The following is a 20,509-nucleotide window of genomic DNA, read 5'->3' on the forward strand; positions in this document are numbered from 1 at the left end:
CCGCACCCAACGGACAGGAGCAACATGATGACATACAAGAATCCGTATCGTGCGGGGCTCGCGACGTTCGCGATCGCGATGCTGGCGGCGAGCACGGCCTTCGCGGCCGAGCCGACGGTCAACAAGGGCGACAATGCCTGGATGATGACCTCGTCGGTGCTGGTGCTGCTGATGACGATCCCGGGCCTCGCGCTGTTCTACGGCGGCCTGGCGCGTCAGAAGAACATGCTCTCGGTGCTGGCGCATGTCTTCTACACGGTCTGCATCGTCGTCGTCCTGTGGGCCCTCTACGGCTACTCGGTGACGTTCACGGGCGGCTCGCCCTTCATCGGCGGCTTCTCCAAGCTGTTCCTGGCCGGCGTGACGCCGGACTCGAAGGCCGCCACCTTCTCGGTCGGCGCCAACATCTCGGAGCTGATCTATGTCTGCTTCCAGATGACCTTCGCGGCGATCACGCCGGCCCTGATCGTCGGCGCCTTCGCGGAGCGCATGAAGTTCTCGGCGCTGGCGCTGTTCATCCCGCTTTGGGTGACGCTGATCTACTTCCCGATCGCCCACATGGTCTGGTACTGGGCCGGCCCCGACGCGATCGCCGACGCCACCGCCGCACTCGCGGCCGCGACCGACGGCGCCGCCAAGGCGGCCGCGCAGGCCAAGCTCGACGAGGTGATGGCCGACGCCGGTCAGGTGTTCCTGTGGGGCGCCATCGACTTCGCCGGCGGCACCGTGGTGCACATCAATGCCGGCATCGCCGGCCTGGTCGGCGCCCTCCTGGTCGGCAAGCGCATCGGCTTCGGCAAGGAGCTGATGCCTCCCCACTCGCTGACCCAGACCATGATCGGCGCCGCGCTGCTGTGGGTGGGCTGGTTCGGCTTCAACGCCGGCTCCGCCCTCGAGGCGAACGGCTCGGCCGCGCTGGCGATGACCAACACGTTCGTGGCCACCGCCGCCGCCGCACTGTCGTGGATGTTCGCGGAGTGGATCGTGAAGGGCAAGCCGTCGCTCCTCGGCGCGCTGTCCGGCTGCGTCGCCGGCCTCGTCGCCGTCACGCCGGCGGCCGGTTATGCCGGCCCGATGGGCGCCATCGTGCTCGGCCTCGTTGTCGGCGTCGTCTGCCTGTTCTTCTGCTCGGTGGTGAAGAACGCCTTCGGCTATGACGACGCCCTCGACGTGTTCGGTGTCCACTGCATCGGCGGAATCGTCGGCGCCATCGCCACCGGCATCCTGGTCAACCCGGCGCTCGGCGGCACCGGCATCTTCGACTACGTCGCCAACAAGATCGCCGACTACGACTTCATGGCCCAGCTCGTCGCGCAGGGCAAAGCCGTCGGCACCACGCTGGTGTGGTCGGGCGTCGGCTCGGCGATCCTCTACAAGATCGTCGATCTGGTCGTCGGGCTACGGCCGACTCCCGAGGCCGAGCGCGAGGGCCTCGACCTCGCCGACCACGGCGAGCGTGCCTACAACATGTAAGGCAACACAGGACTCGGAGGGGGCGGAGACCCGGCACCGCCCCTTTCGATCGGAGGCCCCGACCTTGTGTCGGGGCCTCTTTTTTTGTGCCCGGCGCCGTCCTCGATCCCGGCCGCGAGCCGCGCAGTGCGGGAAAACGACAGCCTGCCGGAGCGCATGGCTCCGGGGCTTGACGGTCGATGGTTAATCGCGCCTTAACCTCGCCCCCTCTATGGTTGAACCGCGTCTCCGCCGGCCGGCGGCGGAGGTCGCCCGACGAACGCATCATCGATGTCCATGACGCCCGCCGCCCGCGTGCCTTCGCCTTCGTCCGGAAGGCCGCTCGACACACGCTCGCCCTTCGTCCGGCTGACCGAGCTTCTGGCCGGCAGCGATCCCGGCCGCGCGCCCATAAACCTGTCGATCGGCGAGCCGCAGCACCCGGTGCCGAGCTTCGTCGCCGCCGCGCTCGTCTCCGACATCGCCTCGCTCGGCCGCTACCCGGCCGGCAAGGGCACGGACAGCTTCCGGGCCGCCGCGGCCGCCTGGCTGACGCGGCGCTACGACCTGCCGCGCCCGGTCGATCCGGCTAGCGAGCTTCTGGTCCTGTGCGGCACCCGCGAGGGGCTGTTTCTCGGCGCGATCGCCGCCAAGCGTCATGTCGAGGCGACGCGCACCCGCCCGACCGGGCGGCCCGCCATCCTGGTGCCGAACCCGTTCTACGCCGCCTATCCGGCCGGAGGCACCGCGGCCGAATGCGACGTCGTCTATGTGCCGGCCTTCGAGCACACCGGCTTCCTGCCCGACCTCGACGCGCTCGACGAGGCGCTGCTCGCCCGCACGGTCGCCTTCTACATCGCCTCGCCGGCCAATCCGCAGGGCGCCGTCGCCGATCTCGCCTATCTGTCGCGGCTGCTGGCGCTGGCGCGCCGTCACGGCTTCCTGGTGTTCGCCGACGAATGCTACTCGGAGATTTATACGCGCCACGCGCCGCCCGGCATCCTGCAGGCGGCCGGACGCGACTTCTCCAACGCCGTGGTGTTCCAGTCGCTGTCGAAGCGATCGAACCTGCCGGGGCTGCGGGTCGGCTTCGCGGCCGGCGACGCGGCGTTCCTGCAAAAATTCCTCGATCTGCGCAACGTCGCCGCCCCGCAGGTGCCGGTGCCGTCCCAGATCGTCGCGGCCGCGGCATACGGCGACGAGGCTCACGTCGAGGAGAACCGCCGCCTCTACGCGCGAAAATTCGATCTCGCCGACCAGATCGTCGGCGACCGCTACGGCTACGTGCGGCCGGCCGGCGGCTTCTATCTGTGGCTCGACGTCGCCGCGCTCGGCGGCAGCGAGGCCGTGACACTGCGGCTGTGGCGCGAGGCCGGCGTGCGGGTTCTGCCTGGACGCTACATCGCCCGCGACCAGGCCGACGGCAGCAATCCGGGGGCCGACTATATCCGGATCGCCATGGTGCAGGACGAGGAGACCACGGCCGAGGCGTTGCATCGCCTCGTCGCCGTGCTGGGCTGAAGGGGCGCGGCCGCGCCGTGTGGCCGCCAGGGCAGAAACGAGTGGAGTCGCCATGCCCGCACTGCAGCGCCGAATCGGAGCCGCCGCCTTGCTGCCGGACGAGTTCCGCGCCGGGCTGGAGCGGCGCATCCGACAGGCGAGCGGGCTCCTGCTGGTCGGGCTCGCCATGCTGTGCACGGCGGCGCTCGTCACCTGGTCGGTCAAGGATCCGAGCCTCAGCCACGCCACCAGCGCGCCGGTGCGCAACCTGCTCGGCGTGCCGGGCGCGATCGCGGCCGATCTGTTCATGCAGCTTTTCGGGCTCGCCACCCTGGCCCTGGTCGGTCCGGTCGCCGCCTGGGGGTGGCGGCTCGCCAATCAGCGCCGCTTCGATCGCGAGAAGTGGCGCGTGCTCGCCTGGGCGCTGGGAGCGCCGCTCGCCGCCGGATTCGCCGCGTGCCTGCCGCGCAGCGCCGCCTGGCCGTTGCCGAGCGGGCTCGGCGGCGTGGTCGGCGACGCGCTGGTGCGCAACCCCGCCGCACTGCTGCCGGCCGGCGTCGGCCCCCTGATCCTGTGCCTCCTCTACGGGGCGCTCGCGGCCGCCGCAATCCTGTTCGCCAGCGGGGTCGGATTCGCCGAGCACGACGAGGATGCGCCCGCCGCCCCCACCCGTCCCGCTCCGGCCGCACCGCCTCAGACGCGCGAGGCCGACGCCGAGGACGAGGACGAGCGCGCCTCGATTTCGATCGGCTTCGTCGTGCATTCGCTGCTCAGCCTGAAGGCGCGGGCGCTGCGGCTTCTCCGCCACGGAGTCACGGCGGGCGTTAAGCTGGCCAGATCGTCGCGCGCGCCCGACCTCGACCATTTCGCGCTCGACCGCCGCGAGCCGCGCTTCGACGGCGAGGACGTCGACGCGGTCGAGCGCCGTGCGTTCGACGACGCGCCGCCCTTCGACGAGGTGCCGACCGACGAGGTCGAGGACGCCGCCGACGATCCGGCGCCGAAGCGCTCGCCCAAGAAGCCGGCCGCCAAGAAGGCGCCGGCCAAGGCGAAGCCGAGCGAGTACGAGCTGCCGTCGATCAACCTGCTGGCGGCCCCCAAGGCCTCCGACCGCCACGCGCCATCGATGGAGCTGATCAAGGCCAACGAGGCGGCGCTGCAGACCGTGCTGTCCGATTTCGGCGTGCGCGGCGAGATCCTGGACGCCCACCCTGGCCCGGTCGTCACCCTCTACGAGCTCGAGCCGGCGCCCGGCATAAAATCGTCGCGGGTGATCGGGCTCGCCGACGACATCGCCCGCTCGATGAGCGCCGTGTCGGCCCGCGTCGCCGTGGTGCCGGGCCGCAACGTGATCGGCATCGAGCTCCCCAACGCCGTGCGGGAAAAAATCTATCTGCGCGAGATGCTGGCGGCCGAGCAGTATCACGACTCCAGCGCCAAGCTGCCGCTCTGCCTCGGCAAGACGATCGGCGGCGACCCGGTGATCGTCGATCTCGCCCGCATGCCGCATCTCCTGATCGCCGGCACCACCGGCTCGGGCAAGTCGGTCGCCGTCAACACCATGATCCTGAGCCTCTTGTACCGGCTGCGGCCGGACCAGTGCCGGCTCATCATGGTCGACCCGAAGATGCTGGAGCTGTCGGTCTACGACGGCATCCCGCATCTGCTGACCCCGGTCGTCACCGATCCCAAGAAGGCCGTGGTGGCGCTGAAATGGGCCGTGCGCGAGATGGAGAGCCGCTACAAGAAGCTCTCCAAGGTCGGGGTGCGCAACATCGACGGCTACAATGTGCGGCTCGCCGAGGCCAAGGCCAAGGGCGAGCGGCTGAGCCGCACCGTGCACACCGGCTACGACAAGGAGAGCGGCACGGCGATCTACGAGACCGAGGAGCTCGACCTCGAGCCGCTGCCCTACATCGTGGTGGTGGTCGACGAGATGGCCGACCTGATGATGGTCGCCGGCAAGGACATCGAAGGCGCCGTGCAGCGCCTCGCCCAGATGGCCCGCGCCGCCGGCATCCACGTCATCATCGCCACGCAGCGGCCGTCCGTGGACGTCATCACCGGCACCATCAAGGCCAACTTCCCGACCCGCATCTCCTTCCAGGTCACCTCCAAGATCGACTCACGCACAATCCTGGGCGAGCAGGGCGCCGAGCAGCTCCTCGGCCAGGGCGACATGCTCTACATGGCGGGCGGCGGCCGCATCAGCCGCGTGCACGGCCCGTTCGTGTCCGACGACGAAGTCGAGAAGATCGTCCGCCACCTGCAGACGCAAGGGACGCCGCAATACGTCGAGGACGTCACGGTCGAGGAGCCGGAGGGCGACGGCGAGGCGGTGTTCGACGGCACCGCCATGGGCCAGGAGGGCGGCGACCTCTACCAGCAGGCCGTCCAGGTGGTGATGCGCGACCGCAAGGCCTCGACCAGCTACATCCAGCGGCGCCTGCAGATCGGCTACAACAAGGCCGCCTCGCTGATGGAGCGAATGGAGGCCGAAGGCGTGGTCGGCCAGGCCAACCACGCCGGCAAGCGCGAGATCCTGGTCGGCGAAGGCGAGGGCGCCGAGGGCTATTGAGGCGCGGCGCGCCGGGCGGACTAACCCGGCGCCGGACGGCCTTCGGCCGCGAAAGAGGCTTGAGACTCGGACCCGGTTGGGGCGAGAGTGGCGGCGTGCCGCACCGGGCGACCAGGGCCGGTGCCGGGGCGGTTGCCGCGTCTCCCGGGCCGCGAAATCGCCATAGACCTGGACGACAGGTTTTTCTCTGGGCACGGGGTGAATCGGAGATGGTCATGCGGACTTCGGGGGCGGCCGCGCTGGTCGGAACCATGCTGATCGGCGTCAGCCTCGTCGGCGCCACGGCGATGGCGGCAACGCAGTCCATCCCGCTGCCGGTGCCGTCGCCCAAGCGGGTGGCGCAGGCCACCCAGCCGGCCCGGCCGCCGCTCTCGGCGCCGGCCCTCACCGGCCCGCAGACCACCGGCAACGTGGTTCCGGTCGTAGCCCCGGCGCAGCCCGGCGTGTTCAACGGCTCCCAGAAGGCGCTCGCCGACAAGGTCAGCGGCTATCTGTCCGGCATGCAGACCCTGGTCGGGAACTTCATCCAGGTCGGCCCGGACGGCGGCCGCACCGAGGGCCAGTTCTTCATCCAGAAGCCCGGCAAGGTGCGCTTCGAGTACAACCCGCCGAGCCCGATCGACGTGATCGCCGACGGCAACTCGGTCGTGGTGCGCGACCGCAAGCTCGCCACCCAGGACCTCTATCCGCTGTCGCAGACGCCGCTGCGCTACCTGCTGGTCGAGAAGATCGACCTGATGAAGGACACCAACCTGGTGTCGGTGTCGGCCGACGACGTGTTCGTCACCGTCGTCATCGAGGAGAAGCAGGCGCTCACCGGCACGCACAAGCTGATGATGATGTTCGGCGCCAAGGACTACCAGCTCCGCCAGTGGACCGTGACGGACCCGCAGGGCTACGACACCACGGTCGCGGTCTACAATCTCGACCCCGCCAAGAAGCCCGACCCCGGCATGTTCAAGATCAATTACGAGCGGATCCTGCAGTAGCGGCCGTCAGTTCTGAGGCCGCGCCGACTTCAGGCGCGCACGGCCGTGGCCGTCAGTCGCCGGATTCTGTCTCCGTGGCTGAGTCTGCGCCCCGATAGAGAGCCTCGAAGTCACGTCCACCATAGAACACATTGACGATACGGACGGCATCTGCCTCGACCATGTAGGCGATGACGACGGTCCTCTCGAACGCGACGGTCCGCAAGCCGGGCCGCAAGTCGTCGCGCGAACGGCCTGCGCGGGGCGTCTCGCCGATGCGGTTACAGCGGTCCATGATCCGCCGGACATACTGCTCCGCGATCGAAGCGCTGGCGCTGGCGCGCGCGATGTACCGTAAGACATCCTCGAGGTCGGCGACCGCTTCCGGCCGATAGCGGACCGCCAACTTACGCATCGCGGCGCGACGGAACCGTCAATTGCGCGGCCAGGGTCGCGATGCGGTCTTCCACCTCGCCGGCATCGAGATCGGGGCGGGGATCGTCGAGGGAGCGGTTCACCCGGGCGCGGATCGCGGCCAGGCGTTCGGCATCTTCCAGCCGCTGCCGCTGCCAGACCCGCACGGCGTCACGAAGCGCCTCGCTCGTCGACGCGTACTCTCCGGCCTCCACGCTGTCACGGATCGTGCGCAGCATGTCGCCCGTCATGGTGATGCTGATCTTCTCGGCCGACGGCATGCGAGGCCTTCTCCCGAATATCTCCGAGACCTTAGAGTAGTATAAAATCCGACCAGTCGCCACGGTTCCGGACGTCCCCCTGCTCCGAAGCGGGAACCCAGGCATCTCGGACCCGAAACCGCCTTGCTCCTGCCGTCGTCCGGGCTATCAAGGGCGGCGGTAAGAGCAGGTGCCGATGCCCCTCACGATCACGACCTGGAACATCAACTCGGTCCGGCTGCGGATCGATCTCGTCGCCAAGCTTCTCAAGGCGGTGCGGCCGGACGTGCTGTGCCTGCAGGAGACCAAGTGCCCGAACGACGCGTTCCCGGCGAAGCGGCTGGCGCGGCTCGGCTACACGCATGTCGCGACCAACGGGCAGAAGGGCTACCACGGCGTCGCCATCGTCTCGCGGTTGCCCTTCGAGGCGAAAGACGCGCGCAGCTTCTGCGACAAGCAGGACTGCCGGCACGTTTCGGTGACGTTCGGCGAGCAGGCCGGGCTCAAGGATCCGGCGACGCTCCACAATTTCTACGTCCCGGCCGGCGGCGACGAGCCTGACCCGGAGATCAACCCGAAGTTCGCCCACAAGCTGGCATTTCTCGACGAGATGCGCGCCACCGCCGGCCTGCATCCGGTCAATGGCACCCGTGCCATCCTGGTCGGCGACCTCAACGTGGCGCCGCTCGAGCACGACGTATGGAGCCACAAGCAGATGCTCAAGGTGGTGTCGCATACGCCGGTCGAGTGCGAGAAGCTGGTCGCCGCCCAGACGGCCGGCGGCTGGGTCGACGCCATGCGGGCGAAAGTGCCGGAGAGCGAGAAGCTCTACACGTGGTGGAGCTACCGCTCCGCCGACTGGCAGGCCTCCGACCGCGGCCGCCGGCTCGACCATGTCTGGGTGAGCCCGGCGATCGGCGACCGCGTCTCGTCGATGACGGTCGCCCGCGCGGCGCGCGGCTGGCCGCGCCCCTCCGACCATGTACCGGTGACGGTGAAGCTCGAAATCTGATGCATCAGTCTACCGGACTGATGCATCACCGTCCCGGATCGAGGCCGGCGCGGACCTGGGCGATGTCGTCGGCCGTCTCCATGGCGCGGGCCGCCATGTGGTCGCGCAGCCGATAGGCGGCGTCGGGGAAGCCCTCCAGCATCTTGAGGAAGAGCTGGCGCGGGATGCGCATCACCGAGGCCGGTTCGGTGGCGGTCGCGGTCACGGGCCGCACCGTGTCGATCAGCAGGGCCAGCTCGCCGAGCAGCACGCCGGGGCCGACCGTGACGAGCGGCCCGCCGGAGCGCGGCGGATCGAGCCGGAAGGCGCCGTCCTGCACCACATAGCCGCAGTCGGCGGCATCGCCGGCCCGGAACAGCACCTCGCCCGAGGCGAGCCCCCGGCTTTCGCAGCCGATCGCCAGAATCCGCAGCGCATTCGGCCCCAGCAGCCGGAACGTCGGGACGCTCTCCAGGAAGCCGATATCGTCTTCGATGCTCATGCGGTCGCGACGATGGTCCAGGCCACGGGCGGTATCACGGGGCGTCCGGCTCGACGGGGATAGGCCGACCGCGCGCCCGCCGGCCGGCCCGAAACGATAATAGAACGCATTCGACAAGAATGAATCCCGGTTTTTGCGTGTTCGCGCACTCTAACCTGTTAACGTCAGAGCGCTTTCCCTCGCGCGAACCGGGCCTGCTCGGCGCCACGGTACCGGGGTCCCGTCGGCTGGCCGATCACGGCACCAGCTTGTAGCCGCCCGCCTCGGTGACCAGGATGGCGGGATTCGCCGCGTCCCGCTCGACCTTTTGGCGCAGACGGTAAATATGCGTCTCCAGCGTGTGGGTGGTGACTCCCGAATTGTAGCCCCAGACCTCCTGGAGCAGGACGTCGCGCGACACCGGCTTCTGCCCGGCCCGGTAGAGAAACCGCAGGATCGCCGTCTCCTTCTCGGTCAGCCGCACCTTGTTGCCCTTGGGGCTGACCAGGAGCTTGGAGCTGGGGCGGAACGTGTAGGGCCCGATGGCGAACACCGCGTCCTCGCTCGCCTCGTGCTGGCGGAGCTGGGCGCGGATGCGAGCGAGCAGCACGGCGAAGCGGAACGGCTTTGGTACGTAGTCGTTGGCGCCCGACTCCAGGCCCAGAATGGTGTCCGAATCGGTGTCGTGGCCGGTCAGCATGATGATCGGCGCCTTGAAGCCGTTCTTGCGCAGGATGCGCACCGCCTCGCGGCCGTCGATATCGGGCAGGCCGACATCCATGATCACCAGGTCGAAGGGCGCGCTCTTCGCGGCCTGCACGGCCTTCGCCCCGGTGTCGACGGCGGCCGGCTCGAACTCGTCGTGCAGCGAGAGCTGCTCGACCAGGGCCTCGCGCAGCTCGGTCTCGTCGTCGACGATCAGAATCTTACTGGCATTCGGCATCGCTGGCCTCTGGCGCACGCACAAAACGCGACGTTGCGCGAAGTAGAGCATTCGGGGACAAAAGAGCAAGCGCCGCGAGCGGATTGTAACCAGGCCAGACCCTTGATTCGGCTTAACCATCACCCGAAGCAACAAGTCCCGGCCGCATTGCGGCAGATCACCGTGGCGCCGCGCCCGGGCCGGCCGTCGCGCGGCTGGCTCACCGCCGGACCGCTGCGCCTGCCGGTGGCGCTCGGCCGCGGAGGCATCCGGGCCGACAAGCGGGAGGGCGACGGGGCGACGCCGCGCGGCGTCTTCCGGCCGGTCCGCCTGTGGTGGCGCGCCGATCGCGGTTTTCGCCCGCGCACCGCCCTGCCGGTCCGCCGCATCACCGAAAGCCTCGCCTGGTGCGAGGAGTCTTGCGACCGCCGCTACAACCGGCCATTCCGGCGCGATGCCCGCGATGCGGGCGACCGGCTGTGGCGCGACGACCGGCTCTACGACCTGGTGATCGAGCTCGACCACAACACCCGCCCGCGGGTGGCCGGCCGCGGCAGCGCCGTGTTCGTCCACGTCACGCGGGAGAATTTTGGGCCGACGGCCGGTTGCGTCGCCCTCGACCCGGCCGCCCTGCGCCGCCTGCTGGCGCTGGTGGGGCCGAAAACGCGGATCCGGATCGGCTGAGGCGCGCACTTCACCTCTCCCCGCTGCGCGGGGAGAGGTCGGACCGCGAAGCGGTCCGGGTGAGGGGGCGCCTCCGTATCCACGAAACGCCCCCTCATCCCAACCTTCTCCCCGCCTGCGGGGAGCAGGAGCGCGAGCGCCGTGCCCGAACAAGCCGAAACGTTCGCTCGGTACTCCCACAAAATCTCCTTCCCTCCCGCGACGCGCCTTTCGCGCACGGGGTTTGCCCATGACCCGTGCCCTCGGTCTTCGAAAAGCCGAGGGAGGCGGAGCGCCGGCAGGCGCTACACCTTTGTCTGCGTCCGACGGGACGCAGCGCGCATCGAAGCGTCGATGCGCACGCCTCCCGGCGCTCCGCCGCGGCGATTTTGGGCTTTCGGGCCGCGCTTGCGGCTTTGGACCGACCGAGCCCAAAACCTCTCCAGCGATGCTCCTCGCGCCCGGGTCGTCGTGCCCGGAGGGCGGAGCCCCAAAAGCCCCCGGGAGCCCGGCGGACGAGGCCGGACCCGCAGGCGCCGCATCCGCCGGCCGGATTTCCCGGAAGTTCCGGCGGCCGGTCGTTCCACACGACACCGTCGTGCGAAAAACCGGCCCGCTCCGCCGCCCGACGTCACCGGTCGACGTCCCTCGACGAGCGAGACTCTTCGAATATAGGACTGTTTTCCGCAGCGGGGATAAGTTTCGCCGAAACCGCCGGAGCGGCGTCGTGCCTGCCGCCGCGGCGGGTGTGGTTTTCGCCGTGGCACCGCGATTTTTCGCGGCGGTAGCCCGTGGCGACCGTCACGCGAGAAACACGGCGGCACGCGTCTAGAACAGCTGGATGACCGAGGCGAAGCGTCGCTTCCTCGACAGACTGACGAACTGTTCGGTGTACCACATAAGGTTCGGGGGGATTTCCTATACCCCGTCCAGGTGATATGTTCACCCTTCCATTCTATAGTATTTGGCTTGTCGCATACCCGCGATCCAGCTTGTTATACTTGAGGCACAATCGACAGATGATGTTCTCAGGCAAGTTTACTTATCGCATTGAAACGGAGCCGTCCGTCCTGGAGCTCCACCTCTCGGCCATCCGAGCCATTGGTGATGCAGAGAAGGATGCGCTCGGCTTCATCCCGGAAGGGGGCCTGCGCGAGGCCATCTACCGAAGGCGCCTGTTTGCCATGGTCGCTCGGGACGGGGAGACTTTAGAAATTGCCGGCTATATCTTGTTCGGCGGAGTGTTTCCTAGCGCTCGTGTTTTGCAGATTGCCGTCTCGCCAAGTCATCGTCGAAGCGGGGTCGCGTCGGCACTAATCAGCTCTCTCGTGACCTACCTGGAGAAACGAGGATACATCGATTTGACAGCGGCCATTGCGTCCAACTTGCCGGACGCGCAAGCATTCTACGAGCGAAATGGCTTTATCGAGCGACGCACACGCGCCGGTGGACAGGCTCGTCAGAGAACCATCATTGTCCGTGCACGTAATCTCGATACAAAAAGCCTGCTTTCGCTGATGAGCCCCTCGAACGTCATGTCTTCTTCTGTCGCGGATCTGGGACTACGTCATCCCAGCGCCTTTGAGGCTCCGCTGTATGTGTTCGATCTGAACGTTCTGTTCGATCTCATCCGCGATCGTGCGCGTTCAGACCTTGCAAATCACCTTTTTAGTGCTGCGCTTTCACACATGGTTCGTCTAGCGGTAGCGCCTGAGTTCATTGTCGAGTTGGAGCGGTCATCACGCGGCGAAGCCGCCGACCCCACATTGAGTTTGGCGCGGCAACTTCCACGGCTGCCGAGCTTCCCGAAAATCGAAGTCGACACCCTCGCCGCGGATATTCATCGGGTCGTGTTCGAGGACAAGAAGCGGTCGCAGGCAGGCCGCCCCCAAGCGTTGAGTGACGCGCGTCATCTGGCCGAGGCGGCTCTGTCTCGCGCTGTCGGCTACATCACAAGCGACGAAGCGTTGTTGAACTCGCGCGATGAGATTCTCGAGATGATCGGCGTGGATGTCGCAGGGCTCGATGAATTTGTCCACCTGCTCCCGACGCCGGAGTCGAACGTCTGGCGCAACCAGCTTCAGGGGACAGAATGTGAGACTAAATCGGCTTCGATCCCGGACGCCAAGCGTTACCTGGTCTCTCAGCAAGTCAGCGAAGAGGTCATCCGGGAGTTCTGCCCAAGCACCTCATCTCTCTCACGTCCTCGAACAATGGGTGTGTTTGAGAATGGCGAGATCGTCGGCCTGAGCATTTACCAAATGCCGCCAAGTGTGAATGCGACTGGCAAGCTCCTGGTTCATGTGCGGCCTGATCACGTCGTGCACGGCACATTCGTCGAACACCTGCTCGATGATGCGCTCTATGAGGCCTGCACTTCGGGCCCGATAACGATCGAGTTGAAATGTGGACCTGGTCAGTCGGCCACGAAGCGCACAGCCCAGCTCCGAGGATTTTTACCCACAAACCTGCCAGAGAGATTCATTAAGATTGCCATGGGCAGGCCATTAACACCCGCCACTTGGGATAATATCATTCGACAGACGCGACGTCGGACAGGACTGGAGCTTCCTGATTATCCTCGTGACACTTCCACCCTCGAATTCGGCGTGCTGGTTCGACGTCCCGACGGGACCACGACGAAAGTCTCTCTGTCTTCCCTGGAAGACGCACTCTCGCCAACGTTGATCATCTGGCCGAGCCGCGACGGAGTTATCGCGCCAATCACAAAGACGTATGCAGACGACCTCCTCGGAACGGCCGAGCAGTTCCCTCTATTCGGTCGACCACGCGCGGCATTCGTTGGTTCTCGGACCTACTTTAACAGTCCCCGCACAATGGCGTTGATGCGGCCGGGTGCGCCGATCCTCTTCTACGAATCGTGGAGGTCAGGAGGACGGGCCGCCATTGTTGCGGCCGGCCGCATCGTTGACGCAGTTGTCATACTGAAGTCTCAGGTACCTGACGATTTGCGCCAAAGGGCAGTTGTCGAGGACCTCGAGCCGCTGACTGCCTCGTCCGACGTTCTAGCAACAACATTCGACAATTTAATTCGGTTTCCGACTCCCGTTCGCCTCGATACACTGCGAGCACTCGGCGCCGAGGGGACGTCGAACCTGCAAAGAACAACTGCACTGCCGAATGCTCTTTTGGCAGCTATTCTTGATCTTGGGTGGTCCGGTGCCTGACGAATGCGACGCAATCATCTCGATTCGTCCGAATTTTGCGGATGCGATCTTGAATGGTACTAAAACGATCGAGCTGCGTCGGCGTATTCCTCAGATAGCGAACGGTTCGCGCCTTTGGATTTATGCTACCCGCCCCACCGCAGCAGTCGTCGGTGTTGTAACCATCACGGATGTGGATCGAGCGCATCCAAGTGAGATATGGCAAAGACACAAGTATGAAGTTGGTTTGGATCACGCCTCATTCAAAGAGTACTTCCACGGTGCTCAGGAAGCGGTAGCCATATCATTGGAGGCGGCTGAGCGTGTTGAACCAATTTCCATGAGCAAACTGCGAAAGATCCGAGACCGTTTCCATCCACCTCAGGTGCTCGTTCGGCTGACGGATTCCGAAGCAAGGGCATTGCAAAAATTGGCCAAGAGATGAGTCCGAGAATTCCGATTAAGGAACGAGCCCGCGGAGGCCCCAAGGTTTTTGCGCTCTACGGAAAGTGCAACAAGGACGAGTTCACGCTGTTCGTCACGTTCGGAATTCTCGGGGCAGGCCGAAAACTTCGCCGGCAGCAAAGCTACTCTCCACCTCGTTTATTGGGAGCAATCCACGCTGGCTGGGTCACACTTGGAAAGCGCCGTAACCCATCATTTGCATCCGACGGATGGGTTACGGCACTTCGCGCCTAACCCACCCTACAGCCGCCCTGCCCCCCTCCTGATCAGCTCCGCAATCCCGGCGCCTCGTGGCCGGTGCGGGCGACGTATTCGGTGTAGCCGCCGCCGTACTGGTGGATGCCGTCCGGGGTGAGCTCCAGCACGCGGTTCGACAGCGCGGCTAGAAAATGCCGGTCGTGCGAGACGAACAGCATGGTGCCCTCGTATTGCGAGAGTGCACCGATCAGCATTTCCTTGGTCGCCATGTCGAGATGATTGGTCGGCTCGTCCAGCACCAGAAAATTCGGCGGGTCGTAGAGCATCAGCGCCATCACCAGGCGCGCCTTCTCGCCGCCGGACAGCACGCGGCAGCGCTTTTCCACGTCGTCGCCGGAAAAGCCGAAGCAGCCGGCGAGCGCGCGCAGCGAGCCCTGGCCGGCCTGCGGGAACGCGTCCTCGAGCTGCTCGAACACGGTGCGCTCGCCGTCGAGAAGGTCCATGGCGTGCTGGGCGAAATAGCCCATCTTGACGCTGCCGCCGACCGCCACGCTGCCGTCGTCGGGCTCGGCCGCGCCGGCGACCAGCTTCAGCAATGTCGACTTGCCGGCGCCGTTGACGCCCATGACGCACCAGCGCTCGCGCCGCCGCACACTGAAGTCGAGCCCTTCGTAGATGCGCTTGCTGCCGTAGCGCTTGTGGACGTCTTTGAGACTCACCACGTCCTCGCCGGAGCGCGGCGCCGGCGGAAAGTCGAACACCACGGTCTGGCGGCGGCGCGGCGGCTCCACCTTCTCGATCTTGTCGAGCTTCTTCACCCGGCTCTGAACCTGGGCCGCGTGCGAGGCGCGCGCCTTGAAACGCTCGATGAAGGCGATCTCCTTGGCCAGCATCGCCTGCTGGCGCTCGAACTGGGCCTGCTGCTGCTTCTCGGCGAGCGCGCGCTGGCCTTCGTAGAACTCGTAATCGCCCGAATAGGTGGTCAGCGTGCCGCCGTCGATCTCGACCACCTTGCCGACGATGCGGTTCATGAACTCGCGGTCGTGCGAGGTCATCATCAGGCCGCCCTCGTAGCCCTTGAGGAACGCCTCCAGCCAGATCAGGCTCTCGAGATCGAGATGGTTGCTCGGCTCGTCGAGCAGCATGGCGTCGGGGCGCATGAGGAGAATACGGGCGAGCGCGACCCGCATCTTCCAGCCGCCCGACAGCTTGCCGACGTCGCCGTCCATCATCTCCTGGCTGAAGCCGAGGCCGGCCAGAACCTCGCGGGCCCGCCCCTCGAGGGCGTAGCCGTCCAGCTCCTCGAAGCGGTGCTGCACCTCGCCGTAGCGCTCGATGATCTCGTCCATCTCGTCGGCCCGGTCCGGGTCCGCCATGGCGTGCTCGAGCTCCGCGAGCTCGGCCGCGACGGCGGCCACCGGGCCGGCCCCGTCCATCACCTCGGCGACGGCGCTGCGGCCCGCCATCTCGCCGACGTCCTGGCTGAAATAGCCGATGGTGACGCCGCGATCGACCGAGACCTGGCCCTCGTCGGGCTGCTCCTCGCCCGTGATCATGCGGAACAGCGTCGTCTTGCCGGACCCGTTGGGGCCGACCAGGCCGACCTTCTCGCCGCGCTGGAGCGCCGCGGAGGCCTCGATGAACAGGAGCTGGTGGCCGTTCTGCTTGGAGATGGTGTCGAGACGAATCATGGGAGCGCGGGAACCTTGAGCACGAGTAGGATCTGGAGCACGAGAGAAGCCGGAAGACGGGTTTGCGGCGCCCTTATGCCATGCCGCGCCGGCGCGGGCGCGTTTTCCGGCGGCCTGCTTGCCGGCGGCCCGGTTGCAGGTTTTGCCGGCCGTTGATATCTATCATTGGTAGATACCAAGGGAGGCGCCGATGGCCGAGGCGCGCGCGAAGCTGTTCATGCACGGGCGCAGCCAGGCGGTGCGGCTGCCCAAGGAATTCCGCATGCCCGGCAAGGAGGTGCGGGTCCGCAAGGTCGGCCGCACCGTGGTGCTGGAGCCGCTGGAGGGGGAGTTCGACGTCGAGGCGTGGTGGGCAAAGCTCGACGAGTATCGAGATATCCCGTTCATGCCGGAAGGACGCGAGCAGCCGCCGATGCCGGTCGACAACCGCAAATACTTCGACGACGACGATGACTCTGCGGACAAGTAGCCGCCGAGCGATCATACGGCGGGTCGCATGATTTGCCTCGACACCAACACGATCATCGTCGCCCTGAACGATCCGACGTCTCGGGCGCGGCTGCGCATCAATGCCGCCATCGCGTCCGCGTCGCCGGTGTTGATTTCGGTCATCGTCCTGTTCGAATTGCGCTTCGGCATCGCTAAGAGCACGCGCCGCGACTACAATTCCCGACGGCTCGACGACTTCCTCGACGGCCCCTTCGACGTGCTGCCGTTCGACGCCGAGGACGCGGCCGAGGCGGGCGACATCCGCGCGACCTTGGAAAAGGCCGGCATGCCGATCGGCCCCTATGATCTCCTGATCGCCGCCCAGGCGCGCCGCCGCGACGCCCTCCTGGTCACGGCCAATTCGCGCGAGTTCGCCCGGGTGCCCGGCCTGCGCAGCGAGGACTGGTCGCTGCCGGCGTGAATCCGGCCGGCCTCAACCCGCCTCGTCCTCCGCCGCCACGGGCGGCCGCTCCCCGAAAATCGCGGTGCCGATGCGCACATGGGTGGCGCCGAAGCGGATCGCCACGGCGAAGTCGTCGCTCATGCCCATCGACAGGAGATCGAGGCCGTTGCGCCGGGCGATCTTGGCCGCCAGGGCGAAATGCGGCGCCGGCGCCTCGTCGGCCGGCGGGATGCACATCAGGCCGCCGATGGTCAGATCCCAGCGGTCGCGGCAGGCGGCCAGGAAGGCGTCGGCCTCCTCGGGCAGCACGCCGGCCTTTTGGGGCTCGGCGCCGGTGTTGACCTCAACGAGCAGCAGCGGTTGCCGGCCGGCGCGCTGCACCTCCTTGGCGAGCGCCGTCGCAAGGCTCGGCCGGTCGACCGAGTGGATGGCGTCGAACAGCGCCACCGCCTCGCGCGCCTTGTTGGACTGCAGCGGCCCGATCATGTGCAGGGCGACGCCGGGGTGCTTTTCGCGCAGGGCCGTCCACTTGGCCTTGGCCTCCTGCACCCGGTTCTCGCCGAAGGCGCGCTGGCCGGCCGCGATCGCGGCCTCGATGCCGGCCGCCGGCACGGTCTTGCTGACCGCCACCAGCGTCACGGCGCCGGGGTCGCGGGCGGCCTCGCGGCAGGCCGCGTCGATCTCGCGGCGCACCGCGGCCAGCCGCGCCGCCGCCGACGCGCCGGGCGCGCCGGGCGCGCCGGCGCGTTCTGCTGCAGGCACAACGGGATGCGGGTCGAAATTCGTCATGTCGGAATCGCTCGATTTTTATCGATTGCCTGAAGGCCGTTTTCACCCCGCCCGGCTACCATCGTTCTGGGGAATGGGACACGTCGCATGCCGGACAAACCGCAGCGGAGTCTTAGCACGCGTCGGCGCATCAAGCCGAGGCTGAGCATCCGTGCGCGCCTGATGCTGCTGGCGCTGCTCGCCGTGGTGCCGCTGGTCGTCGACCGCGTCCACCTGACCGAGACCAGCCGCGTCGAGCGGGTGCAGATCGCCTATACCGAGGTGGTGACGCTCGCCCGCCGGGCCCGCGACGCCCAGGTCGAGACGATCGATGCGACGCGGGCGCTGCTGCAGGTGGTGGCGCGCGCCTATATCGCGTCCAGTGCCACCACCGGCGACTGCGCCACCTTCCTGTGGGGCTTCGTCTCCGACGCGCCGTGGATCACCAGCCTGTCGGTGGTCGGCGCCGACGGGCGGATCGCCTGCTCGACCCGCCGCCAGGCGATCGGGCTCGATCTGTCCGATCGCGACTACATCAAGGAGGTGCAGCGCACCCACCATTACGTGCTCAGCGATTATCTGCTCGAGCGCTCCTACGAGAAGTCGACCGTGCTGATGGCGTTTCCGATTCAGCGCCCGGACTCGACCGAGACGGCCGTGCTGCTGGCGCCCGTCGACCTCCACTGGCTCGCCCGCATCGGCGAAGGCGTCGAAAGCCGCTCCGGCACCGCCGCCTATCTGATCGACGGCAAAGGCACGGTGCTGGCCGGGCTGCAGAGTCGCCAGCGGCTGGTCGGCAAGCGCTACGGGGACCACCCGCTGGTGCGGGCCGTGCAGGCGCAGCCGAACGGCACCGCGACGATCGAAGGCTTCGACGGGGTGCGCCGCATCTTCGGCTTCACCCAGCTCCCCGGCACCGACGCCCGCATCGTGGTCGGCTTCGAGGAGCGCGACGTGCTGAGCAAGATCGACCGCGAGTCCGGCATCGCCTATCTGCACGTCGCCTTCTTCGGCCTGTTGACCATGATGGCGGCCTGGCTGGTCGGCGAGCACCTGATCGTCGAGCCGATCCGGGCGCTGGCCCGCACGGCGACCCGCATCGGCCAGGGCGATCTCGAGGTGCGGGCCGAGCCGGAGAGCTGGGCGCCGGAGTTCGTGCCGCTCGCCACCGCGCTGGCCGACATGGCCGGCCGGCTCGCCGCCCGCGAGCACGAGCTGCGCTCCGCCAACGAGCATCTCGAGGAGCTCGCCTCGATCGACGCGCTGTCCGGGCTCGCCAACCGGCGCAGCTTCGATGCGCGGCTCGCCTCCGAATGGCAGCAGGCGGCGGCGAGCGGCCACACGATCGGGCTGCTGATGATCGACGTCGATCATTTCAAGCTGTTCAACGACGGCTATGGGCACGTCCAGGGCGACACCTGCCTGCGCCAGATCGGCCGCGTGCTGACCGGCGTGATCGACGGCCCGTCCGACTTCGCGGCCCGCTACGGCGGCGAGGAGTTCGTGCTGCTGCTGCCCGGCGCCGACGTCGCCCGCGCGGTCGAGCTGGCCGAGCGGCTGCGCCTCGCCGTGATGGCGCTGCGCATCCGCAACGAGGCCGCGCCGTCCGGCTTCATCACCGTGAGCGTCGGCGTCACGGCCCATGTGCCGGCGAAGGGCGCACGGCCGCGCGCGCTGGTCGAGGCGGCCGACGGCGCCCTCTACGCCGCCAAGCGTCGCGGCCGCAACACCACCGTGATCGACCGCGACGTCCCCCTGGCCGAGGCCGGGTGATCAGTCGCGGCGACGCGCCTCGAAATAGAGCCGTCTCAGCGTCTCTTCGCCGATCACGTCGGCGAGAGCCCGGAACGCGAAATACGGAAAGAACGTCAGGAACATGAGAGCCGTCGTGGCGATCACCAGATGGAGCGTGCCGCCGCCGATCTCGGCGACACCGTCCCACAGCGGTTTGCCATGCACCAGCGCAAGTGTCGCTTCCTCGATCACCGTCAGGACGCCGACGAGCACGAGAAATATGACGGTGCGATAGAGCGTCGGAACAATGAGGGGACGCTTTCCGTAGCCGTCGCCGATGTGGAGGGCGCGTCCGACCAGCATGAACTTCGCCGTGACGAGCGCCTTCACGGCCGCGAAGGCCCACGGTGCGAACGCGATCCCTTCCGCCTGGAGGATCGCAGCCTTGTAATAGACGAGGGCCGCGAACCAGACATAGAGGTAGGCGGCCAGAATGCCGAACTCGCGGAGCTCACGGACGAGGCGTTCGAAAGGGGAGCGTTTCGCAACAGTCGATTCGTCGTGCATCGGATCTCTCGAATGCCTGACGGAGCCGGATCACCATCACCGCCGCGATCGCTGTTCGCCGTGTATGGGAACCATTCTCTGTCTCTTCGCAGCTCGGGAGCGCTTCGCCCGTCCTGCGCCCTCGTCGTCGTGTGAAGGCCTCAACGCGTCGCGCCCGCGCGCCATGCCTTGACGGCTTCGAGCGATTTTTGAATGTGGGCCGCCGCTCCGGAGTCCTTGACCGACGACAAGATCGTCCCATCCGGCGCAATCACATACGACACACGATCGGCCAAAGGCAGATTGACGACCCCCAACCCGAAGGCCGCATCATAGTCCTTGATCACTTTCAGATCCGGATCAGCGCCCACGGGGAACTTGTCACGGCATTCGAGCGAGGAGAATTTTCGCTGTGTCTCGATGGTGTCGGCTGAAATCCCGATGACGCTGGCGCCGTTCGCGGCGAACTCGTCGATCGCTTCTGCAAAGAGATGCGCTTCCTCCGTACACACGCTGGTGAACGACTTGGGATAAAAATAGAGAACGACCGGTCCCTTCGCGAGGGCGTCGGCGAGCGGAAACTGAAAGGATCGACCGGCGAGAGCGGCTTCGATCGTGAACGTGGGCGCCCGTGCGCCGACCTGTAGTCGAGCCAGCGCCGGGGAGACCGCCAGCACCAGAGAAGCGGCGAGAACGAGCTTGGCTACGCGCAGCATGTGACCCTTTCGTCCATACCATGGTCCGTGATGCTCTCCGGGTCCACGCCGAGTGTCAACCGCCCGGCGCCGCCATGCATCCCGGGTCCACTCCACGTCCTCG

At 67.1% G+C, this 20,509-nt stretch carries 19 protein-coding genes; 11 read left to right on the plus strand and 8 right to left on the minus strand.

The genetic code is table 11. The features are described 5' to 3' along the window. Positions 1 to 27: 27 nt before the first annotated feature. From HXX10_RS02890 to HXX10_RS02905, 4 genes are all read left to right on the plus strand, one after another. Positions 28 to 1,473, plus strand: coding sequence for an ammonium transporter (locus HXX10_RS02890; protein ID WP_296519982.1), 1,446 nt, complete (start codon positions 28 to 30; stop codon positions 1,471 to 1,473). A gap of 270 nt (positions 1,474 to 1,743) precedes the next feature. Further along, positions 1,744 to 2,973: an aminotransferase class I/II-fold pyridoxal phosphate-dependent enzyme gene (locus tag HXX10_RS02895; protein WP_296519984.1), complete on the plus strand. Its 1,230-nt coding sequence runs from the start codon at positions 1,744 to 1,746 to the stop codon at positions 2,971 to 2,973. 52 nt (positions 2,974 to 3,025) lie between these two features. After that, the gene (locus HXX10_RS02900) at positions 3,026 to 5,530 is read left to right on the plus strand and encodes a DNA translocase FtsK (protein WP_296519985.1); all 2,505 of its coding nucleotides are present in this window, start codon (positions 3,026 to 3,028) and stop codon (positions 5,528 to 5,530) included. A gap of 215 nt (positions 5,531 to 5,745) precedes the next feature. Next, positions 5,746 to 6,519: an outer membrane lipoprotein carrier protein LolA gene (locus HXX10_RS02905; protein WP_296519987.1), complete on the plus strand. Its 774-nt coding sequence runs from the start codon at positions 5,746 to 5,748 to the stop codon at positions 6,517 to 6,519. 52 nt (positions 6,520 to 6,571) lie between these two features. On the opposite strand, the gene HXX10_RS02910 is transcribed toward HXX10_RS02905, so the two are convergent. Together HXX10_RS02910 and HXX10_RS02915 are read right to left on the minus strand one after the other, a co-directional pair. Next, positions 6,572 to 6,913, minus strand: coding sequence for a type II toxin-antitoxin system RelE/ParE family toxin (locus tag HXX10_RS02910; RefSeq protein ID WP_296519988.1), 342 nt, complete (start codon positions 6,911 to 6,913; stop codon positions 6,572 to 6,574). Continuing rightward, positions 6,906 to 7,193 (minus strand): type II toxin-antitoxin system ParD family antitoxin, encoded by a 288-nt coding sequence (locus tag HXX10_RS02915; protein ID WP_296519989.1) that lies wholly within the window; start codon positions 7,191 to 7,193, stop codon positions 6,906 to 6,908. Before HXX10_RS02915 ends, HXX10_RS02910 begins: the two co-directional genes overlap by 8 nt. 175 nt (positions 7,194 to 7,368) lie before the next feature. On the opposite strand from HXX10_RS02915, the gene HXX10_RS02920 reads away from it, so the two are divergent. Continuing rightward, on the plus strand, positions 7,369 to 8,184 hold the full coding sequence (locus HXX10_RS02920) for an exodeoxyribonuclease III (protein ID WP_296519990.1): 816 nt from the start codon (positions 7,369 to 7,371) through the stop codon (positions 8,182 to 8,184). Between the two features lie 25 nt (positions 8,185 to 8,209). Here HXX10_RS02920 and HXX10_RS02925 read toward each other — a convergent pair whose 3' ends face one another. Together HXX10_RS02925 and HXX10_RS02930 are read right to left on the minus strand one after the other, a co-directional pair. Beyond that, complete coding sequence (locus HXX10_RS02925) at positions 8,210 to 8,665, minus strand: Crp/Fnr family transcriptional regulator (protein WP_296519991.1); 456 nt, start codon at positions 8,663 to 8,665, stop codon at positions 8,210 to 8,212. A gap of 235 nt (positions 8,666 to 8,900) precedes the next feature. After that, the gene (locus HXX10_RS02930) at positions 8,901 to 9,587 is read right to left on the minus strand and encodes a response regulator transcription factor (protein WP_296519992.1); all 687 of its coding nucleotides are present in this window, start codon (positions 9,585 to 9,587) and stop codon (positions 8,901 to 8,903) included. A 147-nt stretch (positions 9,588 to 9,734) separates the two neighbouring features. Here HXX10_RS02930 and HXX10_RS02935 point away from each other — a divergent pair, with 147 nt between their 5' ends. The 3 genes from HXX10_RS02935 to HXX10_RS02945 all read left to right on the plus strand — a co-directional run bounded on the left by HXX10_RS02935 (position 9,735) and on the right by HXX10_RS02945 (position 13,841). Then, positions 9,735 to 10,250, plus strand: a complete 516-nt coding sequence (locus HXX10_RS02935) for a L,D-transpeptidase family protein (protein ID WP_296519993.1) — start codon at positions 9,735 to 9,737, stop codon at positions 10,248 to 10,250. A 998-nt stretch (positions 10,251 to 11,248) separates the two neighbouring features. Further along, positions 11,249 to 13,417, plus strand: coding sequence for a GNAT family N-acetyltransferase (locus HXX10_RS02940; protein WP_296519994.1), 2,169 nt, complete (start codon positions 11,249 to 11,251; stop codon positions 13,415 to 13,417). Next, entirely contained in the window at positions 13,410 to 13,841 is a 432-nt protein-coding gene (locus tag HXX10_RS02945) for an ASCH domain-containing protein (RefSeq protein WP_296519995.1), read from the plus strand. The genes HXX10_RS02940 and HXX10_RS02945 overlap by 8 nt, the downstream gene beginning before the upstream one ends. A gap of 286 nt (positions 13,842 to 14,127) precedes the next feature. On the opposite strand, the gene HXX10_RS02950 is transcribed toward HXX10_RS02945, so the two are convergent. Further along, positions 14,128 to 15,750 (minus strand): ABC-F family ATP-binding cassette domain-containing protein, encoded by a 1,623-nt coding sequence (locus HXX10_RS02950; protein WP_296519996.1) that lies wholly within the window; start codon positions 15,748 to 15,750, stop codon positions 14,128 to 14,130. A 190-nt stretch (positions 15,751 to 15,940) separates the two neighbouring features. On the opposite strand from HXX10_RS02950, the gene HXX10_RS02955 reads away from it, so the two are divergent. Next, positions 15,941 to 16,219: an AbrB/MazE/SpoVT family DNA-binding domain-containing protein gene (locus HXX10_RS02955; protein ID WP_296519997.1), complete on the plus strand. Its 279-nt coding sequence runs from the start codon at positions 15,941 to 15,943 to the stop codon at positions 16,217 to 16,219. A gap of 27 nt (positions 16,220 to 16,246) precedes the next feature. Then, positions 16,247 to 16,660 (plus strand): type II toxin-antitoxin system VapC family toxin, encoded by a 414-nt coding sequence (locus HXX10_RS02960; protein WP_296519998.1) that lies wholly within the window; start codon positions 16,247 to 16,249, stop codon positions 16,658 to 16,660. 12 nt (positions 16,661 to 16,672) lie between these two features. Here the strand turns inward: HXX10_RS02960 and HXX10_RS02965 are convergent, their stop codons facing one another. Further along, positions 16,673 to 17,431 (minus strand): YggS family pyridoxal phosphate-dependent enzyme, encoded by a 759-nt coding sequence (locus tag HXX10_RS02965; protein ID WP_296519999.1) that lies wholly within the window; start codon positions 17,429 to 17,431, stop codon positions 16,673 to 16,675. An 87-nt stretch (positions 17,432 to 17,518) separates the two neighbouring features. On the opposite strand from HXX10_RS02965, the gene HXX10_RS02970 reads away from it, so the two are divergent. After that, on the plus strand, positions 17,519 to 19,183 hold the full coding sequence (locus HXX10_RS02970; RefSeq protein WP_296520000.1) for a diguanylate cyclase: 1,665 nt from the start codon (positions 17,519 to 17,521) through the stop codon (positions 19,181 to 19,183). Here the strand turns inward: HXX10_RS02970 and HXX10_RS02975 are convergent, their stop codons facing one another. Next, positions 19,184 to 19,711, minus strand: a complete 528-nt coding sequence (locus HXX10_RS02975) for a hypothetical protein (RefSeq protein WP_296520002.1) — start codon at positions 19,709 to 19,711, stop codon at positions 19,184 to 19,186. 140 nt (positions 19,712 to 19,851) lie between these two features. Then, positions 19,852 to 20,406, minus strand: coding sequence for a peroxiredoxin (locus tag HXX10_RS02980; protein ID WP_296520003.1), 555 nt, complete (start codon positions 20,404 to 20,406; stop codon positions 19,852 to 19,854). Positions 20,407 to 20,509: the final 103 nt, after the last annotated feature.

It is taken from the genome of Rhodoplanes sp., assembly GCF_013377085.1.
Lineage (GTDB): Bacteria > Pseudomonadota > Alphaproteobacteria > Rhizobiales > Xanthobacteraceae > Rhodoplanes.